The sequence below is a fragment of the Tateyamaria sp. Alg231-49 genome, assembly GCF_900143535.1.
GTDB lineage: Bacteria > Pseudomonadota > Alphaproteobacteria > Rhodobacterales > Rhodobacteraceae > Tateyamaria.
The window spans coordinates 373,146-387,472 of sequence record NZ_FRFA01000002.1 but is presented as its reverse complement, the minus strand read 5'-3'; the positions used below and the strand labels follow the sequence as shown (position 1 = coordinate 387,472).

Here is a 14,327-nt window from a genome sequence, read left to right as displayed (position 1 = left end):
TGACGTGGTTGAATTCAGCCTAACGCAGGGCCGCTACTCACCCCAACCCTTTTCGCCGCAGATGTGATCGCATAAGAGGCAGGGTATGAGCACAAATCCGCCAGACCTCCGCCCTGATCTCGCACCAAAGGTGCGGCTTGATGATACTTCGCCAAAGGCGCGGATGGACCCTAACCGCCGCCCTGGCCAGCCGACCATTGGCATGGTGTCGCTTGGCTGTCCCAAGGCGCTGGTGGACAGCGAACGGATTTTGACCCGGCTGCGTGCTGAAGGATACGGCATTTCGCCCGACTATTCAGGAGCGGACGCGGTGATCGTCAACACGTGCGGGTTCCTTGACAGTGCAAAGGCCGAAAGCCTTGAAGCCATCGGTGAGGCGCTGAATGAAAACGGGCGCGTGATCGTGACCGGGTGCCTTGGTGCAGAACCCGAATACATCACAGGCACGCATCCCAAAGTGCTGGCTGTGACCGGACCGCACCAATACGAACAGGTTTTGGATGCAGTGCACTCTGCCGTGCCGCCAGACCCGGACCCGTTCATTGATCTTCTGCCCGCACGCGGCGTTAGCTTGACCCCACGGCATTTCAGCTATCTCAAGATTTCCGAAGGCTGCAATCACAAGTGCAAATTCTGCATCATCCCAGACATGCGGGGCCGCCTTGCCTCGCGCCCAGCCCATGCAGTGCTGCGCGAGGCCGAAAAGCTGGTTGAGGCAGGCGTGCGCGAGCTTTTGGTGATCTCTCAGGACACGTCAGCCTATGGCGTCGATATCAAACACGCCGAAGCCAAAGGGCATCGTGCCCACATCACCGATCTGGCCCGCGATCTGGGCAGTTTGGGCGCGTGGGTGCGTCTGCATTACGTATATCCCTACCCGCATGTGCGCCAATTGATCCCGCTGATGGCGGATGGGTTGGTGCTTCCTTATCTCGATATTCCGTTTCAACACGCCCACCCTGATGTTCTGCGCCGCATGGCCCGTCCTGCCGCCGCTGCAAAAACGCTGGACGAGATTGCAGCCTGGCGTGACGCCTGTCCCGATCTCACGCTGCGCTCGACATTTATCGTCGGCTATCCCGGCGAGACAGAGGCCGAATTTCAGACTCTGCTCGATTGGATGGACGAAGCTCAATTGGACCGCGTGGGCTGTTTTCAATACGAAAACGTGGAGGGCGCGCGATCCAACGCACTGCCCGATCATGTACCGGCAGAGGTCAAACAAGAGCGCTGGGACCGATTCATGGAGAAGGCGCAGGCCATTTCAGAAGCGAAGCTGGCGGCCAAGGTCGGTCAAACGATTCAGGTCATTGTGGATGAAATCGACGATGAGGCCGCGACCTGCCGCACCAAGGCGGATGCGCCCGAGATTGATGGCAATCTGTTCATCGATGAAGGCTTTGAGGCACTGAAGCCCGGTGACATCGTCTCGGTCGAAGTAGACGAAGCGGGCGAATACGATCTTTGGGGGCGATTGGTCTGACCTTTTGACCTTGCATAACGATTGAAGTCGAAATGTTCAGGCTGCCTCCTATGTGAGCGGTATTGCTCAACGAAAGGTCTGATCCAATGACGACACCCAAAATCGCCCAAAAAGCGCCGTACCCCGTCGAAGTAGAGGCCGGAAAGTCCTATTTCTGGTGCGCGTGTGGCCAGTCCGCCAATCAGCCGTTTTGCGACGGATCGCATAAAGATACTGGGATCAGTCCGCAGAAATACACCGCCGAAGAAAGCAAGAAGGTGTTCTTTTGCGGCTGCAAGGCGAGCGAAAACAAACCACTATGCGACGGATCGCATTCCAAACTGTGACCGCGTCTGAGGGCTGAATTGGGCACATCCTTGCAATTTTTTATAAATGTTCTATATTTGTTCTCATTCCTGAGAGCGGAGAACATCCATGTCTTATCACGCACGCCAACCCAGCCTGTTTGACCCCGCTCAGGGGGCTCTGCCGATAGAGGCACCGATGCCCGCGAGTGAAAAACAGATCGCATATGCGCGCACGCTTGCGGCGCGGACCGGGCAAGCAATTCCGTCCTCCCTGTTACGCAACAAGACCGGTTTGTCGGCGTGGATTGATCGCGCCAAGCGCGCGCCTGCGTCCCGGTTTTCTGCATATCCAAGCGCCAAGCAAGTCCAGTTTGCCGAACGCATTGCGCGGTTGAAGCGACGCGACATCCCCCCGGAATGCTTCCGGGACAAGCTGATGATGTCGCGCTGGATTGACGGGAACAAACCGCGTTGAGTCTTGCCCTGCGGCGCATTGCCCCTGTCGGACGAGAATAGCAGCCCTACTTTTCGTCTATGACAGACAACACGCGCGTTCTTTACAATGCCGACTGCCCGGTGTGCAGTTTTGAGATCAACCATTATTCCGCCTATTCTGAACGGACTGGCCTGCCTATCCGGTTTGAGGATCTCAACCGGGATGCGCTGGACGAATGGGGCCTGTCACCTGATGAAGCAGCGCGTCGGCTGTATGTCATGAAGGACGCCCAAATGTATTCCGGCATTCCGGCGTTCATTGTGCTGTGGCAAGACATGCCCCGTTATAACTGGTTGGCACGCCTGATTTCTCTGCCCGGCCTGAACAAGCTGGCATGCGTGACATATGACCTTGTTTTGGCCCCCGTGATATATCGCTGGCATCTAAGGCGCGTTGGCGCAACGTCAACACAATCGTGACGCTTCGCACTGTGGACTGAGGGCGCAACAGCGGTCAGTTTAGCGGTATGTCTTATCCATATTCCTTGCGCGAAACCCTTGCCGACGCTTCTGTCCACGCCCTAAGCCTGATCGCGACCTTAATCGCGGGCATCGTCCTCGTGGTATATGTCGCCCAAACACAGACCACGACGCAGATTGCTGCCACCAGCATGTATGCGGGGTTTTTGCTGTTTTCGTTCGTCGCCTCTGCGCTCTATCACCTTCTGCCCTGGGAACGAACGCGACCCATGTTCAGGCGGATTGACCACGCAGCGATCTATTTCAAAATCGCGGGCACTTATACACCCTTGGTCGTCCTGATCGGGTCGGCCTTTGCCTACGTGGTTCTGGCTGGGGTTTGGCTCGTCGCGCTGGCGGGCGCTGTGGCCAAGCTTAGCTTTTGGGCAGCGGACGGTCGTGGATCATTGCCGGTCTATCTGGGCATGGGCTGGGCAAGTGTCCTGCTGATCTGGCCGATGGCTCAGACCTTGCCCACTGCAACCGTTGCACTGATCGTCGGGGGTGGGTTGCTGTATTCGCTCGGAACTCTGGTCTACCGCTATCCGCAAATGCGCTATCAGAACGCCGTGTGGCACGGGTTCGTACTGGCTGCCTCCACCTGTTTCTTTGCGGCGGTGTCTGTGGGTGTTTCAGCCTGAGTTACGGGCCAGATCATCAAAGCGGTGACCGTTGCGGCAATAGTGGGGCGCGGCGGACACAGCACCGACTTGCTCGGACAACCATTTTTCACAAGCTGCAGTTTGCGTGCACCCAGTACAACTCAGCACAAGATTGGAAATATCCGAGGGGCTGAGATCACCGCGCAAAGCAATTTCCTGCAGATCAAGCCCACGTGCAGTGGCCATGTCGTCTACCAGTTGGGCGTGACGTTTCAGATGGGTCGGAGACATCGGGAGGGGTCCTTCCTGCTGGCTATCGTTGCTTGAAACGATGCCTCGCAAGGCCTTCATCGTCCTTGATTCAGATCAACGCGCATCCAGATAGGCGCGTACGCAGGTCTGCACATGGCGAAACCTGTCCCCTCCAAGATGTTTTCCGCCATACCAGCGCGTCACCACAACGAGGTGGTCCCGCAGCCCCTCGCGTTCCAGCATTCGCAGAATCACCATCCCCGCACCCGCTTCGCCATCATCGCCCTTGATGGGGCCGCCGTCGCTTAAATCAGCGCCCCACGTGTTGTGGGTCGCCTTGGCATAGCTGCGATCGCGCTTCAGCGATTTCAGGGCAGCGTCGATCATTGATCGGTCGGTCACGGGACATCCCGAAACCGCATATTTGGAGCCTTTATCGGTCAGGATATGTCCGAGTTGTTTCATGATCAAAAGAGATACCGGGTGGCGCGAAAAGGAAACCGCGTCTGTTTGCAAATGTTTTCCAGTTGGGAAAACAATCCCTTACAAGCCAGCTGCTGTTCTCCTGACAATCTGGATTCTTTGGGCATTGGGCGGGTGGGTGCCAAGAAACCTGTCACCGGGATCAGGAATTCGAGTAAAAAAGCCCGCCCCCCGAACCGGATCGTAACCTGCGCGGGCCGTGATGACGGTGCCAAGCTGATCGGCCTCCAACTCAAAATCCTTTGAATATGATCGTGCGCCGACCTGCGCCCCAAGCTGCTGGGCGGCCTCAACAGACCCGAGATCACCCCCTATAACGGACGCAATTCCACCCAAGAGGATAGCGCCTGCTGCTGCGTTTTGTTGCTGGCGTGCAATATGCCCCCGAATGTGGTGCGCCGCTTCGTGCCCCATTACAAACGCGATCTCGTCTGCATTCCGCGCGTCATTGAGCAGTGCAATTGTGAAAATCAACAGAGGCCGCTTGTTTTCATCCAGTGTCTGAAATGCATTGGCAGGCTGGTTAGGGCGATCATCAATCAAAATACGAAAATCGCAATTCACCCCGGTGGTGCGCGACCGGCATTCTCGTTCTGCAATCGGTTCAACGCGATTCACAACGCTTGCGAATGCACGTCCGGTTTGTGAACTGGTGCGCAATTCGTCGGGCACATCCTGCGCCGATTGCGCAGGGCCAGTTGAGGACGGCCCAGAAACAACCACTGGCTCGCCACAGGCGGATGCAAATGCCAGCAGTGCAAGGGCTGCGATCAAACGGATCATTGCGCACGTTCCTTTCCTTGGACACGGGACATCCGTATTGGCCCGTTGGATCATCGTCGTACCATGGAAATATGCGGGTTACAGCCCCGGTCAAGCGTTCCAAATGTTACATGCGACTCTTTGCAAATCAGAAGGCATGTTTTAGCCTCGTGCCATGTTTACCATCGAACACGAATTTGACGCGACGGTCATCACACTGGTGGATGAGGGCGCGCGCCCCCTGCAAGAGGATGTGATCGTCAACAATTTTGCTGAATGTATCACGGTTGAACAGTTTGATGCCCGTACAGACAGCGTGGTGCGCATCACACTGTCCCCTGAACAAGTGCGCGATCTGGCTGCGGCCCTTGATCTGCCAGAAGGTGTATATCAACTGCGCCCGGCAGACTGAAAGGTCTGGAACTGTGACCTGTTTCTGCTAGCCTCGCGCGCAGCACTGGAAAGGTTTACTCATGACTATCGGCACACATATCCGCACCTACTTCAACGGCGAATGGCACGACGAGGATGTCGCGATCATGCGCGCCGCTGATCATGGAAGCTGGGTCGGCACCACTGTGTTTGACGGGGCGCGATACTTTAACGGGCGGTCCCCGGATCTGGCGGCGCACTGCGCCCGCGTGAACCGCTCTGCCGAAGCGTTAATGATCACACCGACGATGGAATCGGCCGACATCGTGGCTGCCGTGCAAGAGGGATTGCAGGCCTATGGCCCTGACGAAGCTGTCTATATCCGTCCGATGTACTGGGCGCTGGATGGTGACGTGTCCGGCATCGTGCCCAAGGAAAACTCGACCGGCTTTGCCATCTGCCTTGAGGCTGTACCTATGGCAGATCAAAACGCGTCAACCACGCTTGGGCGGACCAAGTTCCGCCGCCCTGTATTGGAAGACAACGTGGTGAACGCAAAGGCTGGCTGCCTTTATCCAAACAATGCGCGCATGCTGGCGGATGTGCGCAGGCGCGGTTTTGGCAACGCACTGGTTGGCGATGCCATGGGCAACGTCGCTGAAAGTGCGACCGCCAATGTGTTCATGGTCAAGGACGGCGCAGTCTTTACCCCTATCCCGAACGGCACATTTCTGGCTGGGATTACCCGGGCGCGCCACATGGACAACATGCGCAAAGACGGGATGGAAGTGCACGAGACCGTTCTTGGATTTGCCGATTTTGAAGACGCTGACGAGGTTTTTCTGTCCGGCAACATGATGAAAGTGACCCCAGTCACCGCCTTTGAGGACAGCCAATATCAGGTCGGGCCCGTGACACGCCGGGTGCGCGAAATGTATTGGGATTGGGCGGCCTCTACCTGAGGGGGTACGAAGTTTCCATTGCCTCTGATCGACTCTGGCGGCATGCTTGCGTTCGCAATGGAACAGGGATCCCGTCATGCGCAAATTTCTCGTGGTGCTGGATGATAGCCAAGAGTGCCTGAATGCCATGCGCTTTGCCGCCATGCGTGCGGCCAACACAGGCGGCGGTGTTGCCATCCTGTCTGTTATCCCCCCGGATGAGTTCAATCACTGGATCGGTGTCGGTGCAGTGATGCGCGAGGAAGCGCGCGAACGCATCCAAGCGCATTTCGAAGTTTTCGCCAAATGGATGCGCGACAAACAGGACATAGATCCAGAACTTGTGATCCGCGAAGGACAACCTGTTGACGAGATCATGGCCCAGGTGCGCGAAGACCCCGAAATCGGCGTTCTGGTTCTGGGTGCAGGCACAGACAAGAAGGGTCCCGGCCCGCTCGTGACGCAGTTGACCCGCAATGCAGGCAACCTGCCTATTCCGATCACAATCGTGCCCGGCGACCTGAGCAAGGAAAAGCTCGAACTCATCACGTGACCTTGCTAGCCGGGTCAACCGGCCTGTTGGCACGCAAGTGCAGCAGTTTAGAATTGTTCCAAACCTTGACTTGACCCGCGCGCAAGCGCATATCCGACAATATCCATCAGGAGATGCGCCATGTTCATTCAAACCGAATCCACGCCCAACCCAGCCACGCTGAAATTCCTGCCAGGCCAGACCGTACTCGAAGTTGGTACAGCCGACTTTCCAAGCGCGGATGCCTCAGAAAAATCACCGCTTGCGCGGCGTGTTTTTTCGGTCGATGGGGTTACTGGCGTTTTCTTTGGCACCGATTTTGTCACCGTGACCAAGGCGGACAGTGTGGACTGGGACCACATCAAACCCGCCCTTTTGGGTGCGATCATGGAACACTTTCAGTCCGGACAACCTGTCATGGACGACGGCCACGCCCCAGCCTCCGGTCATGCCGAACATGATGGCGAAGACGGCGTAGTTGTGGGCCAGATCAAAGAACTGCTCGACAGCCGCGTACGACCCGCTGTGGCTCAAGATGGCGGCGACATTACGTTCCACGGCTTTGACCGGGGCGTTGTTTACCTGCACATGCAAGGCGCCTGCGCGGGCTGCCCGTCCTCGACCCTGACGTTGAAAATGGGCATCGAAAACCTGCTGCGCCATTACATTCCCGAAGTCACAGAAGTGCGCCCCGTTGCCGTCTGAGACTTTGCCGGAATACACAGCTCGCTGTTATTGCGGCGCATCCGAACTTACGATCCAAGGGCCACCGGAAACGGTGGCCTATTGTCATTGCAGCGATTGCAGACGTTGGACAGGCGCGCCGGTTGCCGCATTCGCAGCCTTTTCGGAAGGTGATCTGATTGCGCAGATGCCCCGCGCCTATTCGCCCAAAGGCAACGTGCGACGCTGGGCTTGCGAAACCTGTGGATCGCCTCTCGGCGCGGCCTTCGACTATCTGCCAGACCAAATCTACGTTCCACTAGGGATCATCGACCAAGCGGACACGCTGGCACCCGTTCTTCACAGCCATCATGCGGAACGCCTGTCATGGCTGCATATTGCAGACGACTTGCCACGGTCGGATGGCACCGCACGCGCCGACCTGAAAGCGTCCAGCACATGAGCAGCCAACTCATCTTGGGCCTGGACACGTCAGGGCCGCATTGCGCCGCCGCTCTGATCGACGGCGATACAATTCTGCGCGCGCATGGAGAGGACATGGCGCGCGGGCAGGCAGAACGCCTTATGGACCTGTTAGAAGAAGTTCTGGCAGCCGAAGGCAAGAGTTGGTCAGATTTGAGTGCGCTGGCTGTCGGCACTGGCCCCGGCAATTTCACCGGCATTCGCATTGGCGTTTCTGCGGCACGCGGTCTGGCGTTGGGATTAAAAATCCCAGCCTATGGCGTGACCGGATTTGAGGCCCGCGCGCACGTTTCCCCGACGAGCGCACGGATTGCGATCCCTGCCCCGCGCGACATGGTCTACGTAAGCGACGATCAGGGAACGCGCATCATTCCTGCGGCAGACGTCACCGATGCCGCGCCGAATCCAACACCCGCTGATCTCGCGACAGGCGCTGCTTTGCATGCTGCGCATTTGTGGCCGGCAACGCCCGAGCCACCCGCCCCGTTCTACGTCCGCGCCCCGGACGCGGCCCCGGCAAGGGATGCACCGCCCCGCATTCTCACATGACCCCCGAAGCGCTGGCAAAGCTACATGACGCCGCATTTTCCATAGACCGAGCGTGGTCGGCAGATGAGTTTCGCGCACTGCTCGACAGCCCATACTGCCACCTGAGCACCGCGCAAAACGGATTTGCACTTTGGCGCGCCATTGCGGGCGAAGCCGAGTTGCTGACCATCGCCACTCACCCGGATCATCAGCGGCAAGGGATCGGGGCAGAGCTTATGCAACATTGGATGCGCACAGCCCAAGACAGAACAGGAACCGCCTTTCTCGAAGTCGCTGCAGATAACGCGCCCGCCACCCGGCTATATGCACAGTTCGGCTTTGAGGTCGTGGCGCGCAGGGCTGGATATTACAAACGGGACGATCACAAGGTGGATGCGCTGATCATGCGCGCACCCCTGCCCTTCACTGTTTCCCAAAAATCCCCGGGGGACTGACCCGTGTGGGTCCGTGGGGGCAGACAGCCCCCCGCCCAAGCGTTCAGCATAGCGCAAGGTCACGTTCAAATGCGCAAGGCCAAGGGTTAAAAAGCGGTTGACCCCATCCCGCCCCTGCGGCCTAATCCCGTATGATCACTGCGATCCCGGGCGGGCCTCACCTTTGGCACCGCCCCAAACATAAACTCGGGAGACCTGACACCATGACCCTCATGCAGAAATTCCTCGGCGCAAGTGCTGCTCTTGCCCTGTCGGCCGGTGCTGCACTGGCCGAGCCTGCCTTGATCTTTGATCTTGGCGGCAAATTCGACAAATCATTCAACGAAGCTGCTTTTAACGGCGCCAAACGCTGGGCGGACGAAACTGGCGGTAAGTTCCTTGAGATCGAACTGCAGTCCGAAGCACAGCGCGAACAGGCCCTGCGCCGTTTCGCAGAATCCGGCGCAAACCCGGTGATCACCACAGGTTTCGCATTTGCCGATCCAGTCAGCGTTGTGGCCCCGGATTATCCGGACACCAAATTCGTCAACATCGACGGCTGGATGCCTGAAGTGCCTGCAAACGTACAGTTGATCGGCTTTCAAGAACACCAGGGTTCTTACCTTGTGGGCATGATGGCTGCGATGGCTTCTGAGTCCGGCACAGTTGGCTTTATTGGCGGCATGGACATCCCCCTGATCCGCCACTTTGGCTGCGGCTTTGCCCAAGGCGTAAAAGCCATCAACCCAGATGCAACAGTCATCGCCAATATGACCGGCACGACACCAGCGGCTTGGAATGATCCCGTGAAAGGCTCCGAGTTGACCAAAGCGCAAATCAGTCAGGGTGCTGACGTGATCTATGCTGCGGCTGGCGGTACCGGCGTGGGCGTTTTGCAAACGGCGGCCGACGAAGACATCCTGTCGATCGGCGTGGACAGCAACCAGAACTACCTGCACTCTGGCAAGGTTCTGACCTCGATGCTGAAGCGCGTTGACGTCGCTGTCTATGACTCGATGAAAGCGGGCGAAGGCATGGAAACTGGTGGGTTCACAACCCTCGGTCTCGCCGAAGAAGGTGTGGGCGTTGCTCTGGACGAGCATAATGACGCACTGGTGACAGATGAGATGGAAGCCGCGGTCGCAGAAGCCCGTGAAAAGATCATCTCGGGCGATCTAGAAGTTGTTGCGTATTACACCAACGACAGCTGCCCAGTTCTGGACTTCTGATCCGAACCCAAGACCCTATGGGCCGCGCCGCACAAGCTTTGTGGCGCGGCCTTTTTGACCAGCCGGGAAATGCATGACTATGACCGCCCCCGCCAACGCTCCGGCCATTGAACTCAAAGGCATTTCCAAGGCCTTTGGCCCGGTGCAAGCCAACAAAGACATCTCGATCCGCGTGATGCCCGGCACGATTCACGGGATCATCGGAGAAAACGGGGCTGGCAAGTCGACACTTATGTCGATCCTTTACGGGTTTTACAAAGCAGACGCTGGCGAGATTTTAATCTCTGGGCAAAAGACCGAAATTCCGGACAGTCAGGCCGCCATCGCCGCTGGGATCGGCATGGTGTTTCAGCATTTCAAACTGGTCGAGAACTTTACCGTTCTGGAAAATATCATTCTGGGGGCCGAAGATGGGGGGCTTCTGAAACCCTCGTTGTCCAAGGCCCGCAAGACACTGCTTCAGCTAGAACAGGAATATGACCTCAAGGTGGACCCGGATGCCGTGATCGAAGAGATCGGTGTGGGCATGCAGCAGCGCGTTGAAATCCTCAAGGCGTTGTATCGGCAGGCAAACATCCTGATTCTGGACGAGCCAACCGGCGTGTTGACCCCCTCAGAGGCCGACCAGTTGTTCCGCATCCTTGGTCGCCTCAAGGATGAAGGCAAGACGATCATCCTGATCACCCACAAACTGCGCGAGATCATGGACATCACCGACACGGTCAGCGTGATGCGGCGTGGAGAGATGACGGCGACGGTGAAGACGTCTGAAACTTCACCAGAGCAACTGGCCGAGTTGATGGTGGGGCGCAAGGTGCTGTTGCGGGTCGACAAGGTCCCCGCAACGCCGGGCGATGTCGTGTTGGATGTCAAAGACTTGCGCGTTGTGGACGACCAAAAGGTCGAACGCTTGCGCGGCATCGATCTGCAAGTGCGGGCGGGTGAAATCCTTGGCATTGCCGGGGTCGCAGGGAACGGTCAATCCGAACTGCTTGAAGTGCTTGGCGGTTATGCCGACGGCACCGGCACCATCACATTGAACGGCCAGCCCATCGAACTGACCGGGGCTCAATCTGACGGGCGATCACGCCGTGCACGCGGTATCGCGCATGTGCCCGAAGACCGTCAGCGCGAAGGCCTGATCATGGATTTCACAGCGTGGGAAAACACGGCCTTTGGGTATCACCGCGATGCGGCCTATCAATCCGGAATGCTGAGCAACAACGCAGCGATCAAGGCTGAGACGCAAGCCAAAATGGATCGTTTTGACGTGCGCCCACCCCATCCGCATCTGGCAGCCAAAAACTTTTCCGGTGGGAACCAGCAAAAAATCGTTCTGGCGCGCGAGATCGAACGCAACCCCGATCTACTCTTGATCGGCCAGCCCACGCGCGGCGTCGATATCGGGGCAATCGAGTTCATTCACCAGCAAATCGTTGCCTTGCGCGATCAGGGCAAGGCGATCCTGCTGGTCTCGGTCGAACTGGAAGAAATTCTGAGCCTGGCCGACCGCGTGGCCGTAATGTTTGACGGACGCATCATGGGAGAACGGATGCCCGGCCAAACGGACGAAAAAGAACTGGGCCTATTGATGGCTGGCGTAAGTGGGGACGCATGATGAAGCGATCCTTTTTCAAACTCGCTTCGGCTTTTGTGTGTGCGGCAACCGCACTGAGCGCGCAGACCGAAATTGACCGCTTTGATATCGCGGTCCGGGCGGAAGATGAGGCCACGCAAACCACTCTGGTCACGCTGGCCACAACATTTGCGCTGCTCGCGCCCCGCACATCAGGAGCACGCAAGGCGTCTCGGCTAGAGTTCCATTCGGGCACGGGTCTGGTGGAAGGAGCAGCGGCCACCGACAAGCTGCGCGCAGCAATGCCCGCAGCACTGGCGCAGTCGGTTGCGCAGTTGGACTCAATCGGCACCCCCTGTGATGTGTCACGCCACCGCTTTGATGACACTGATGTGTTGGTCGTTGTGCATGACAGTGCGGGCGGTCAGCCTCAGGATGCCCACCGATGTTTCGTCGCTGGCCTATGGACCTATCACGCGGGCAGCGGCGAAAGCCTGACTGTGGGCGATTGGCGCCCGCCTTATGCGCGCATTCTGAGTTCTGTTGCCGGAGGCCGACCGGCCTTTTCCGGCTTTGTAGTTGAGGAAAACTGACATGGATGTGATGCCCAAATGGGCCGAGGTGATCCTTGTCCCGCTAATCTCGCTCTTGCTGGCGGCGATCCTGTCAGCCCTTGTGATCCTCGCCATCGGAGAAGACCCGGTCGCCGCCGTCAAGCTGATGGTTTCAGGCGCGCTGGGGTCTACCTATGGCTGGGGCTACACGCTCTATTACGCAACAAACTTTATGTTCACCGGCTTGGCCGTTGCTGTGGCCTTTCACGCGGGGCTGTTCAACATCGGGGGCGAGGGGCAGGCAATGCTCGGCGGCCTTGGCGTTGCCCTTGTCTGCCTGTTTATCCCGTGGCCCCACTGGACCATCGCAGTGCTTGCGGCGATCATCGGATCGGCCCTGTTCGGCGCACTTTGGGCGGCAATTCCGGCCTATCTGCAGGCCAAGCGGGGCAGTCATATCGTCATCACGACGATCATGTTCAATTTTATCGCAGCTGCTGTGCTCAACTATATGCTGGTTAATATCCTGCGCCCGGCGGGAAGTATGGACCCGGCCACTGCCCGCTTCCCCGAGGCCGTACACCTGCCGTCGCTACATGATCTGCTGGCGCCTTTTGGCATCGCCTTTTCCAAGGCGGCCCCTGCAAATGTATCCCTTGTTGTGGCGATGATTGCCTGTGTGCTCGTGTGGCTTTTGATCTGGCGCACGCCGCTTGGCCTGGAAATCCGATCCTACGGCAAATCCCAACGCGCCGCGCGTTATGCTGGCATCGGCTCTGTGCGGATCACCATGATCGCTATGCTGATCTCGGGCGCACTGGCGGGGATGATGGCGATCAACAACGTGATGGGCGAGGCAGAGCGTCTGGTCCTGAACGCGGTTGAAGGGGCCGGGTTTATCGGCATCGCCGTCGCGCTGATGGGGCGCAGCCACCCCGTGGGCGTCTTCCTTGCCGCGATCTTGTTCGGGTTTCTTTATCAGGGCGGTGCGGAGCTTGCCCTGTGGACGTCGATCCCGCGCGAGTTGATCGTGGTCATTCAGGCCCTTGTGATCCTGTTCACCGGTGCGCTCGACAATATGGTGCGGATGCCGCTTGAACGGATATTTCTGGCACTGCGGCGCACGTCCAAATCCAAATCGACACCGGCGGAGTAGACCACATGAACTTCTTTGCTCTCTTTGATTTGTCGGTTCTGGACACCACGGTACGACTGGCCACACCACTTCTGTTGGCATGTCTGGCGGGGCTGTTTTCTGAGCGCGGCGGCATTTTTGACATCGGGCTCGAGGGCAAGATGCTGGCTGCCGCCTTCTTTTCCGCCGCATTGGCGGCAATCACCGGGTCAGTCTGGATCGGGCTGCTGGCCGGCATTGGGGCGTCTCTGGTGCTTTCAGCAGTACACGGCCTTGCTTCGATCACCTTTCGAGGCAACCAGCTAATCTCAGGTGTCGCGATCAATTTCCTCGCCGCTGGCCTAACCGTTCTCATTGCGCAAAGCTGGTTTCAGCAAGGCGGGCGCACTCCGTCCCTGATCGGCGGAGGACGGTTCGAACCAATCACCCTGCCCTTTGCCGATGCCCTCAGCACGGTGCCCGTTTTCGGGCCGATCTATGCGGAATTGATCTCGGGCCACTCGATCCTTGTCTATGTGGCGCTGCTCTGTGTGCCGGGCACGTGGTACATCCTGTTTCGCACCCGCTTTGGCTTGCGCCTGCGGGCGGTGGGAGAAAACCCGGCAGCGGTCGATACGGCGGGTGTCTCCGTGGTTGGCTTGCGTTTTGCCGCCGTGGGCATCTGCGGGATCCTGTGCGGCCTTGCAGGAGCGTACCTTGCCACAGGTCTGCAAGCTGGATTTGTGAAGGACATGACTGCAGGTCGCGGGTTCATCGCACTGGCGGCTCTGATCTTTGCCAAGTGGCGCCCGTGGCACGCGCTGTGGGCCACATTACTGTTTGGATACCTGCAGGCCATCGCCTTGCGCCCAGACATTATCGAAGGCGCGCTTGGGTTCAAAGTACAGGTCCAGTTGCTGGACGCGCTCCCCTACATCCTGACGGTGGTCATTCTGGCTGGATTCGTTGGCAAGGCAATCCCACCACGAGCCGGCGGCGAACCCTACGTAAAGGAACGTTGACGGTTCCGGACCTCTGTGAGTTTAAGTCCAGATTGCTTGTTCTTGCCTAGCCAGTT

Annotated in this window: 20 protein-coding genes; 17 read left to right on the top strand and 3 right to left on the bottom strand. The window is 58.2% G+C overall.

The features are described from left to right. Window positions 1–85: 85 nt before the first annotated feature. The 5 genes from rimO (at window position 86) to DHN60_RS05500 (ending at window position 3,365) form a co-directional block, all read left to right on the top strand. Entirely contained in the window at window positions 86–1,483 is a 1,398-nt protein-coding gene (rimO, locus tag DHN60_RS05520) for a 30S ribosomal protein S12 methylthiotransferase RimO (protein WP_108836269.1), read from the top strand. Between the two features lie 86 nt (window positions 1,484–1,569). Further along, window positions 1,570–1,809 carry a CDGSH iron-sulfur domain-containing protein gene (locus tag DHN60_RS05515; protein WP_108836268.1) on the top strand — a complete coding sequence of 80 codons (240 nt, stop codon included), beginning with the start codon at window positions 1,570–1,572 and terminating at the stop codon, window positions 1,807–1,809. Between the two features lie 88 nt (window positions 1,810–1,897). Continuing rightward, window positions 1,898–2,245, top strand: coding sequence for a hypothetical protein (locus DHN60_RS05510; protein ID WP_234423530.1), 348 nt, complete (start codon window positions 1,898–1,900; stop codon window positions 2,243–2,245). Window positions 2,246–2,304: 59 nt separating this feature from the next. Continuing rightward, on the top strand, window positions 2,305–2,685 hold the full coding sequence (locus DHN60_RS05505; protein ID WP_108836267.1) for a thiol-disulfide oxidoreductase DCC family protein: 381 nt from the start codon (window positions 2,305–2,307) through the stop codon (window positions 2,683–2,685). 47 nt (window positions 2,686–2,732) lie between these two features. Further along, window positions 2,733–3,365 (top strand): hemolysin III family protein, encoded by a 633-nt coding sequence (locus DHN60_RS05500; RefSeq protein ID WP_108836266.1) that lies wholly within the window; start codon window positions 2,733–2,735, stop codon window positions 3,363–3,365. Here DHN60_RS05500 and DHN60_RS05495 read toward each other — a convergent pair. From DHN60_RS05495 to DHN60_RS05485, 3 genes are all read right to left on the bottom strand, one after another. Continuing rightward, window positions 3,357–3,617, bottom strand: a complete 261-nt coding sequence (locus tag DHN60_RS05495) for a DUF6455 family protein (RefSeq protein WP_108836360.1) — start codon at window positions 3,615–3,617, stop codon at window positions 3,357–3,359. The genes DHN60_RS05500 and DHN60_RS05495 overlap by 9 nt on opposite strands. 75 nt (window positions 3,618–3,692) lie before the next feature. Next, window positions 3,693–4,043, bottom strand: coding sequence for a YigZ family protein (locus DHN60_RS05490; protein ID WP_108836265.1), 351 nt, complete (start codon window positions 4,041–4,043; stop codon window positions 3,693–3,695). 78 nt (window positions 4,044–4,121) lie between these two features. Continuing rightward, window positions 4,122–4,844 (bottom strand): M48 family metallopeptidase, encoded by a 723-nt coding sequence (locus DHN60_RS05485; protein ID WP_108836264.1) that lies wholly within the window; start codon window positions 4,842–4,844, stop codon window positions 4,122–4,124. A gap of 154 nt (window positions 4,845–4,998) precedes the next feature. Between DHN60_RS05485 and DHN60_RS05480 the strand changes: the two genes are divergently transcribed. From DHN60_RS05480 to DHN60_RS05425, 12 genes are all read left to right on the top strand, one after another. Continuing rightward, the gene (locus tag DHN60_RS05480; RefSeq protein WP_108836263.1) at window positions 4,999–5,235 is read left to right on the top strand and encodes a hypothetical protein; all 237 of its coding nucleotides are present in this window, start codon (window positions 4,999–5,001) and stop codon (window positions 5,233–5,235) included. A gap of 61 nt (window positions 5,236–5,296) precedes the next feature. Beyond that, on the top strand, window positions 5,297–6,157 hold the full coding sequence (locus DHN60_RS05475) for a branched-chain amino acid aminotransferase (protein ID WP_108836262.1): 861 nt from the start codon (window positions 5,297–5,299) through the stop codon (window positions 6,155–6,157). Between the two features lie 76 nt (window positions 6,158–6,233). Next, window positions 6,234–6,689 (top strand): universal stress protein, encoded by a 456-nt coding sequence (locus tag DHN60_RS05470; protein ID WP_108836261.1) that lies wholly within the window; start codon window positions 6,234–6,236, stop codon window positions 6,687–6,689. Window positions 6,690–6,809: 120 nt separating this feature from the next. Next, window positions 6,810–7,373 (top strand): NifU family protein, encoded by a 564-nt coding sequence (locus DHN60_RS05465; RefSeq protein ID WP_108836260.1) that lies wholly within the window; start codon window positions 6,810–6,812, stop codon window positions 7,371–7,373. Beyond that, window positions 7,363–7,794, top strand: a complete 432-nt coding sequence (locus tag DHN60_RS05460; protein WP_108836259.1) for a GFA family protein — start codon at window positions 7,363–7,365, stop codon at window positions 7,792–7,794. The genes DHN60_RS05465 and DHN60_RS05460 overlap by 11 nt, the downstream gene beginning before the upstream one ends. Then, window positions 7,791–8,363: a tRNA (adenosine(37)-N6)-threonylcarbamoyltransferase complex dimerization subunit type 1 TsaB gene (gene tsaB / locus DHN60_RS05455; protein ID WP_108836258.1), complete on the top strand. Its 573-nt coding sequence runs from the start codon at window positions 7,791–7,793 to the stop codon at window positions 8,361–8,363. Before DHN60_RS05460 ends, tsaB begins: the two co-directional genes overlap by 4 nt. After that, the gene (locus DHN60_RS05450) at window positions 8,360–8,797 is read left to right on the top strand and encodes a GNAT family N-acetyltransferase (RefSeq protein WP_108836257.1); all 438 of its coding nucleotides are present in this window, start codon (window positions 8,360–8,362) and stop codon (window positions 8,795–8,797) included. Before tsaB ends, DHN60_RS05450 begins: the two co-directional genes overlap by 4 nt. Before the next feature lie 203 nt (window positions 8,798–9,000). Further along, the gene (locus DHN60_RS05445; RefSeq protein WP_108836256.1) at window positions 9,001–10,005 is read left to right on the top strand and encodes a BMP family protein; all 1,005 of its coding nucleotides are present in this window, start codon (window positions 9,001–9,003) and stop codon (window positions 10,003–10,005) included. Window positions 10,006–10,078: 73 nt separating this feature from the next. Continuing rightward, window positions 10,079–11,623 carry an ABC transporter ATP-binding protein gene (locus DHN60_RS05440; protein WP_199913633.1) on the top strand — a complete coding sequence of 515 codons (1,545 nt, stop codon included), beginning with the start codon at window positions 10,079–10,081 and terminating at the stop codon, window positions 11,621–11,623. Then, the gene (locus tag DHN60_RS05435) at window positions 11,620–12,174 is read left to right on the top strand and encodes a hypothetical protein (protein ID WP_108836254.1); all 555 of its coding nucleotides are present in this window, start codon (window positions 11,620–11,622) and stop codon (window positions 12,172–12,174) included. Before DHN60_RS05440 ends, DHN60_RS05435 begins: the two co-directional genes overlap by 4 nt. A gap of 1 nt (window position 12,175) precedes the next feature. Beyond that, entirely contained in the window at window positions 12,176–13,291 is a 1,116-nt protein-coding gene (locus DHN60_RS05430; RefSeq protein WP_108836253.1) for an ABC transporter permease, read from the top strand. A gap of 5 nt (window positions 13,292–13,296) precedes the next feature. After that, window positions 13,297–14,271, top strand: coding sequence for an ABC transporter permease (locus tag DHN60_RS05425; protein WP_108836252.1), 975 nt, complete (start codon window positions 13,297–13,299; stop codon window positions 14,269–14,271). Window positions 14,272–14,327: the final 56 nt, after the last annotated feature.

Excerpts from the sequence above, each read along its gene's own strand:
- DHN60_RS05450 (WP_108836257.1), top strand. The coding sequence starts at position 8,360 with ATGACCCCCGAAGCGCTGGCAAAGCTACATGACGCCGCATTTTCCATA.
- DHN60_RS05515 (WP_108836268.1), top strand. The coding sequence starts at position 1,570 with ATGACGACACCCAAAATCGCCCAAAAAGCGCCGTACCCCGTCGAAGTA.
- DHN60_RS05475 (WP_108836262.1), top strand. The coding sequence starts at position 5,297 with ATGACTATCGGCACACATATCCGCACCTACTTCAACGGCGAATGGCAC.
- DHN60_RS05500 (WP_108836266.1), top strand. The coding sequence starts at position 2,733 with ATGTCTTATCCATATTCCTTGCGCGAAACCCTTGCCGACGCTTCTGTC.
- DHN60_RS05505 (WP_108836267.1), top strand. The coding sequence starts at position 2,305 with ATGACAGACAACACGCGCGTTCTTTACAATGCCGACTGCCCGGTGTGC.
- DHN60_RS05465 (WP_108836260.1), top strand. The coding sequence starts at position 6,810 with ATGTTCATTCAAACCGAATCCACGCCCAACCCAGCCACGCTGAAATTC.
- DHN60_RS05430 (WP_108836253.1), top strand. The coding sequence starts at position 12,176 with ATGGATGTGATGCCCAAATGGGCCGAGGTGATCCTTGTCCCGCTAATC.
- tsaB (WP_108836258.1), top strand. The coding sequence starts at position 7,791 with ATGAGCAGCCAACTCATCTTGGGCCTGGACACGTCAGGGCCGCATTGC.
- DHN60_RS05490 (WP_108836265.1), bottom strand. The coding sequence starts at position 4,043 with ATGAAACAACTCGGACATATCCTGACCGATAAAGGCTCCAAATATGCG.
- DHN60_RS05425 (WP_108836252.1), top strand. The coding sequence starts at position 13,297 with ATGAACTTCTTTGCTCTCTTTGATTTGTCGGTTCTGGACACCACGGTA.
- DHN60_RS05445 (WP_108836256.1), top strand. The coding sequence starts at position 9,001 with ATGACCCTCATGCAGAAATTCCTCGGCGCAAGTGCTGCTCTTGCCCTG.
- DHN60_RS05495 (WP_108836360.1), bottom strand. The coding sequence starts at position 3,617 with ATGTCTCCGACCCATCTGAAACGTCACGCCCAACTGGTAGACGACATG.
- DHN60_RS05485 (WP_108836264.1), bottom strand. The coding sequence starts at position 4,844 with ATGATCCGTTTGATCGCAGCCCTTGCACTGCTGGCATTTGCATCCGCC.
- DHN60_RS05435 (WP_108836254.1), top strand. The coding sequence starts at position 11,620 with ATGATGAAGCGATCCTTTTTCAAACTCGCTTCGGCTTTTGTGTGTGCG.
- DHN60_RS05510 (WP_234423530.1), top strand. The coding sequence starts at position 1,898 with ATGTCTTATCACGCACGCCAACCCAGCCTGTTTGACCCCGCTCAGGGG.
- DHN60_RS05480 (WP_108836263.1), top strand. The coding sequence starts at position 4,999 with ATGTTTACCATCGAACACGAATTTGACGCGACGGTCATCACACTGGTG.
- rimO (WP_108836269.1), top strand. The coding sequence starts at position 86 with ATGAGCACAAATCCGCCAGACCTCCGCCCTGATCTCGCACCAAAGGTG.
- DHN60_RS05440 (WP_199913633.1), top strand. The coding sequence starts at position 10,079 with ATGACTATGACCGCCCCCGCCAACGCTCCGGCCATTGAACTCAAAGGC.
- DHN60_RS05470 (WP_108836261.1), top strand. The coding sequence starts at position 6,234 with ATGCGCAAATTTCTCGTGGTGCTGGATGATAGCCAAGAGTGCCTGAAT.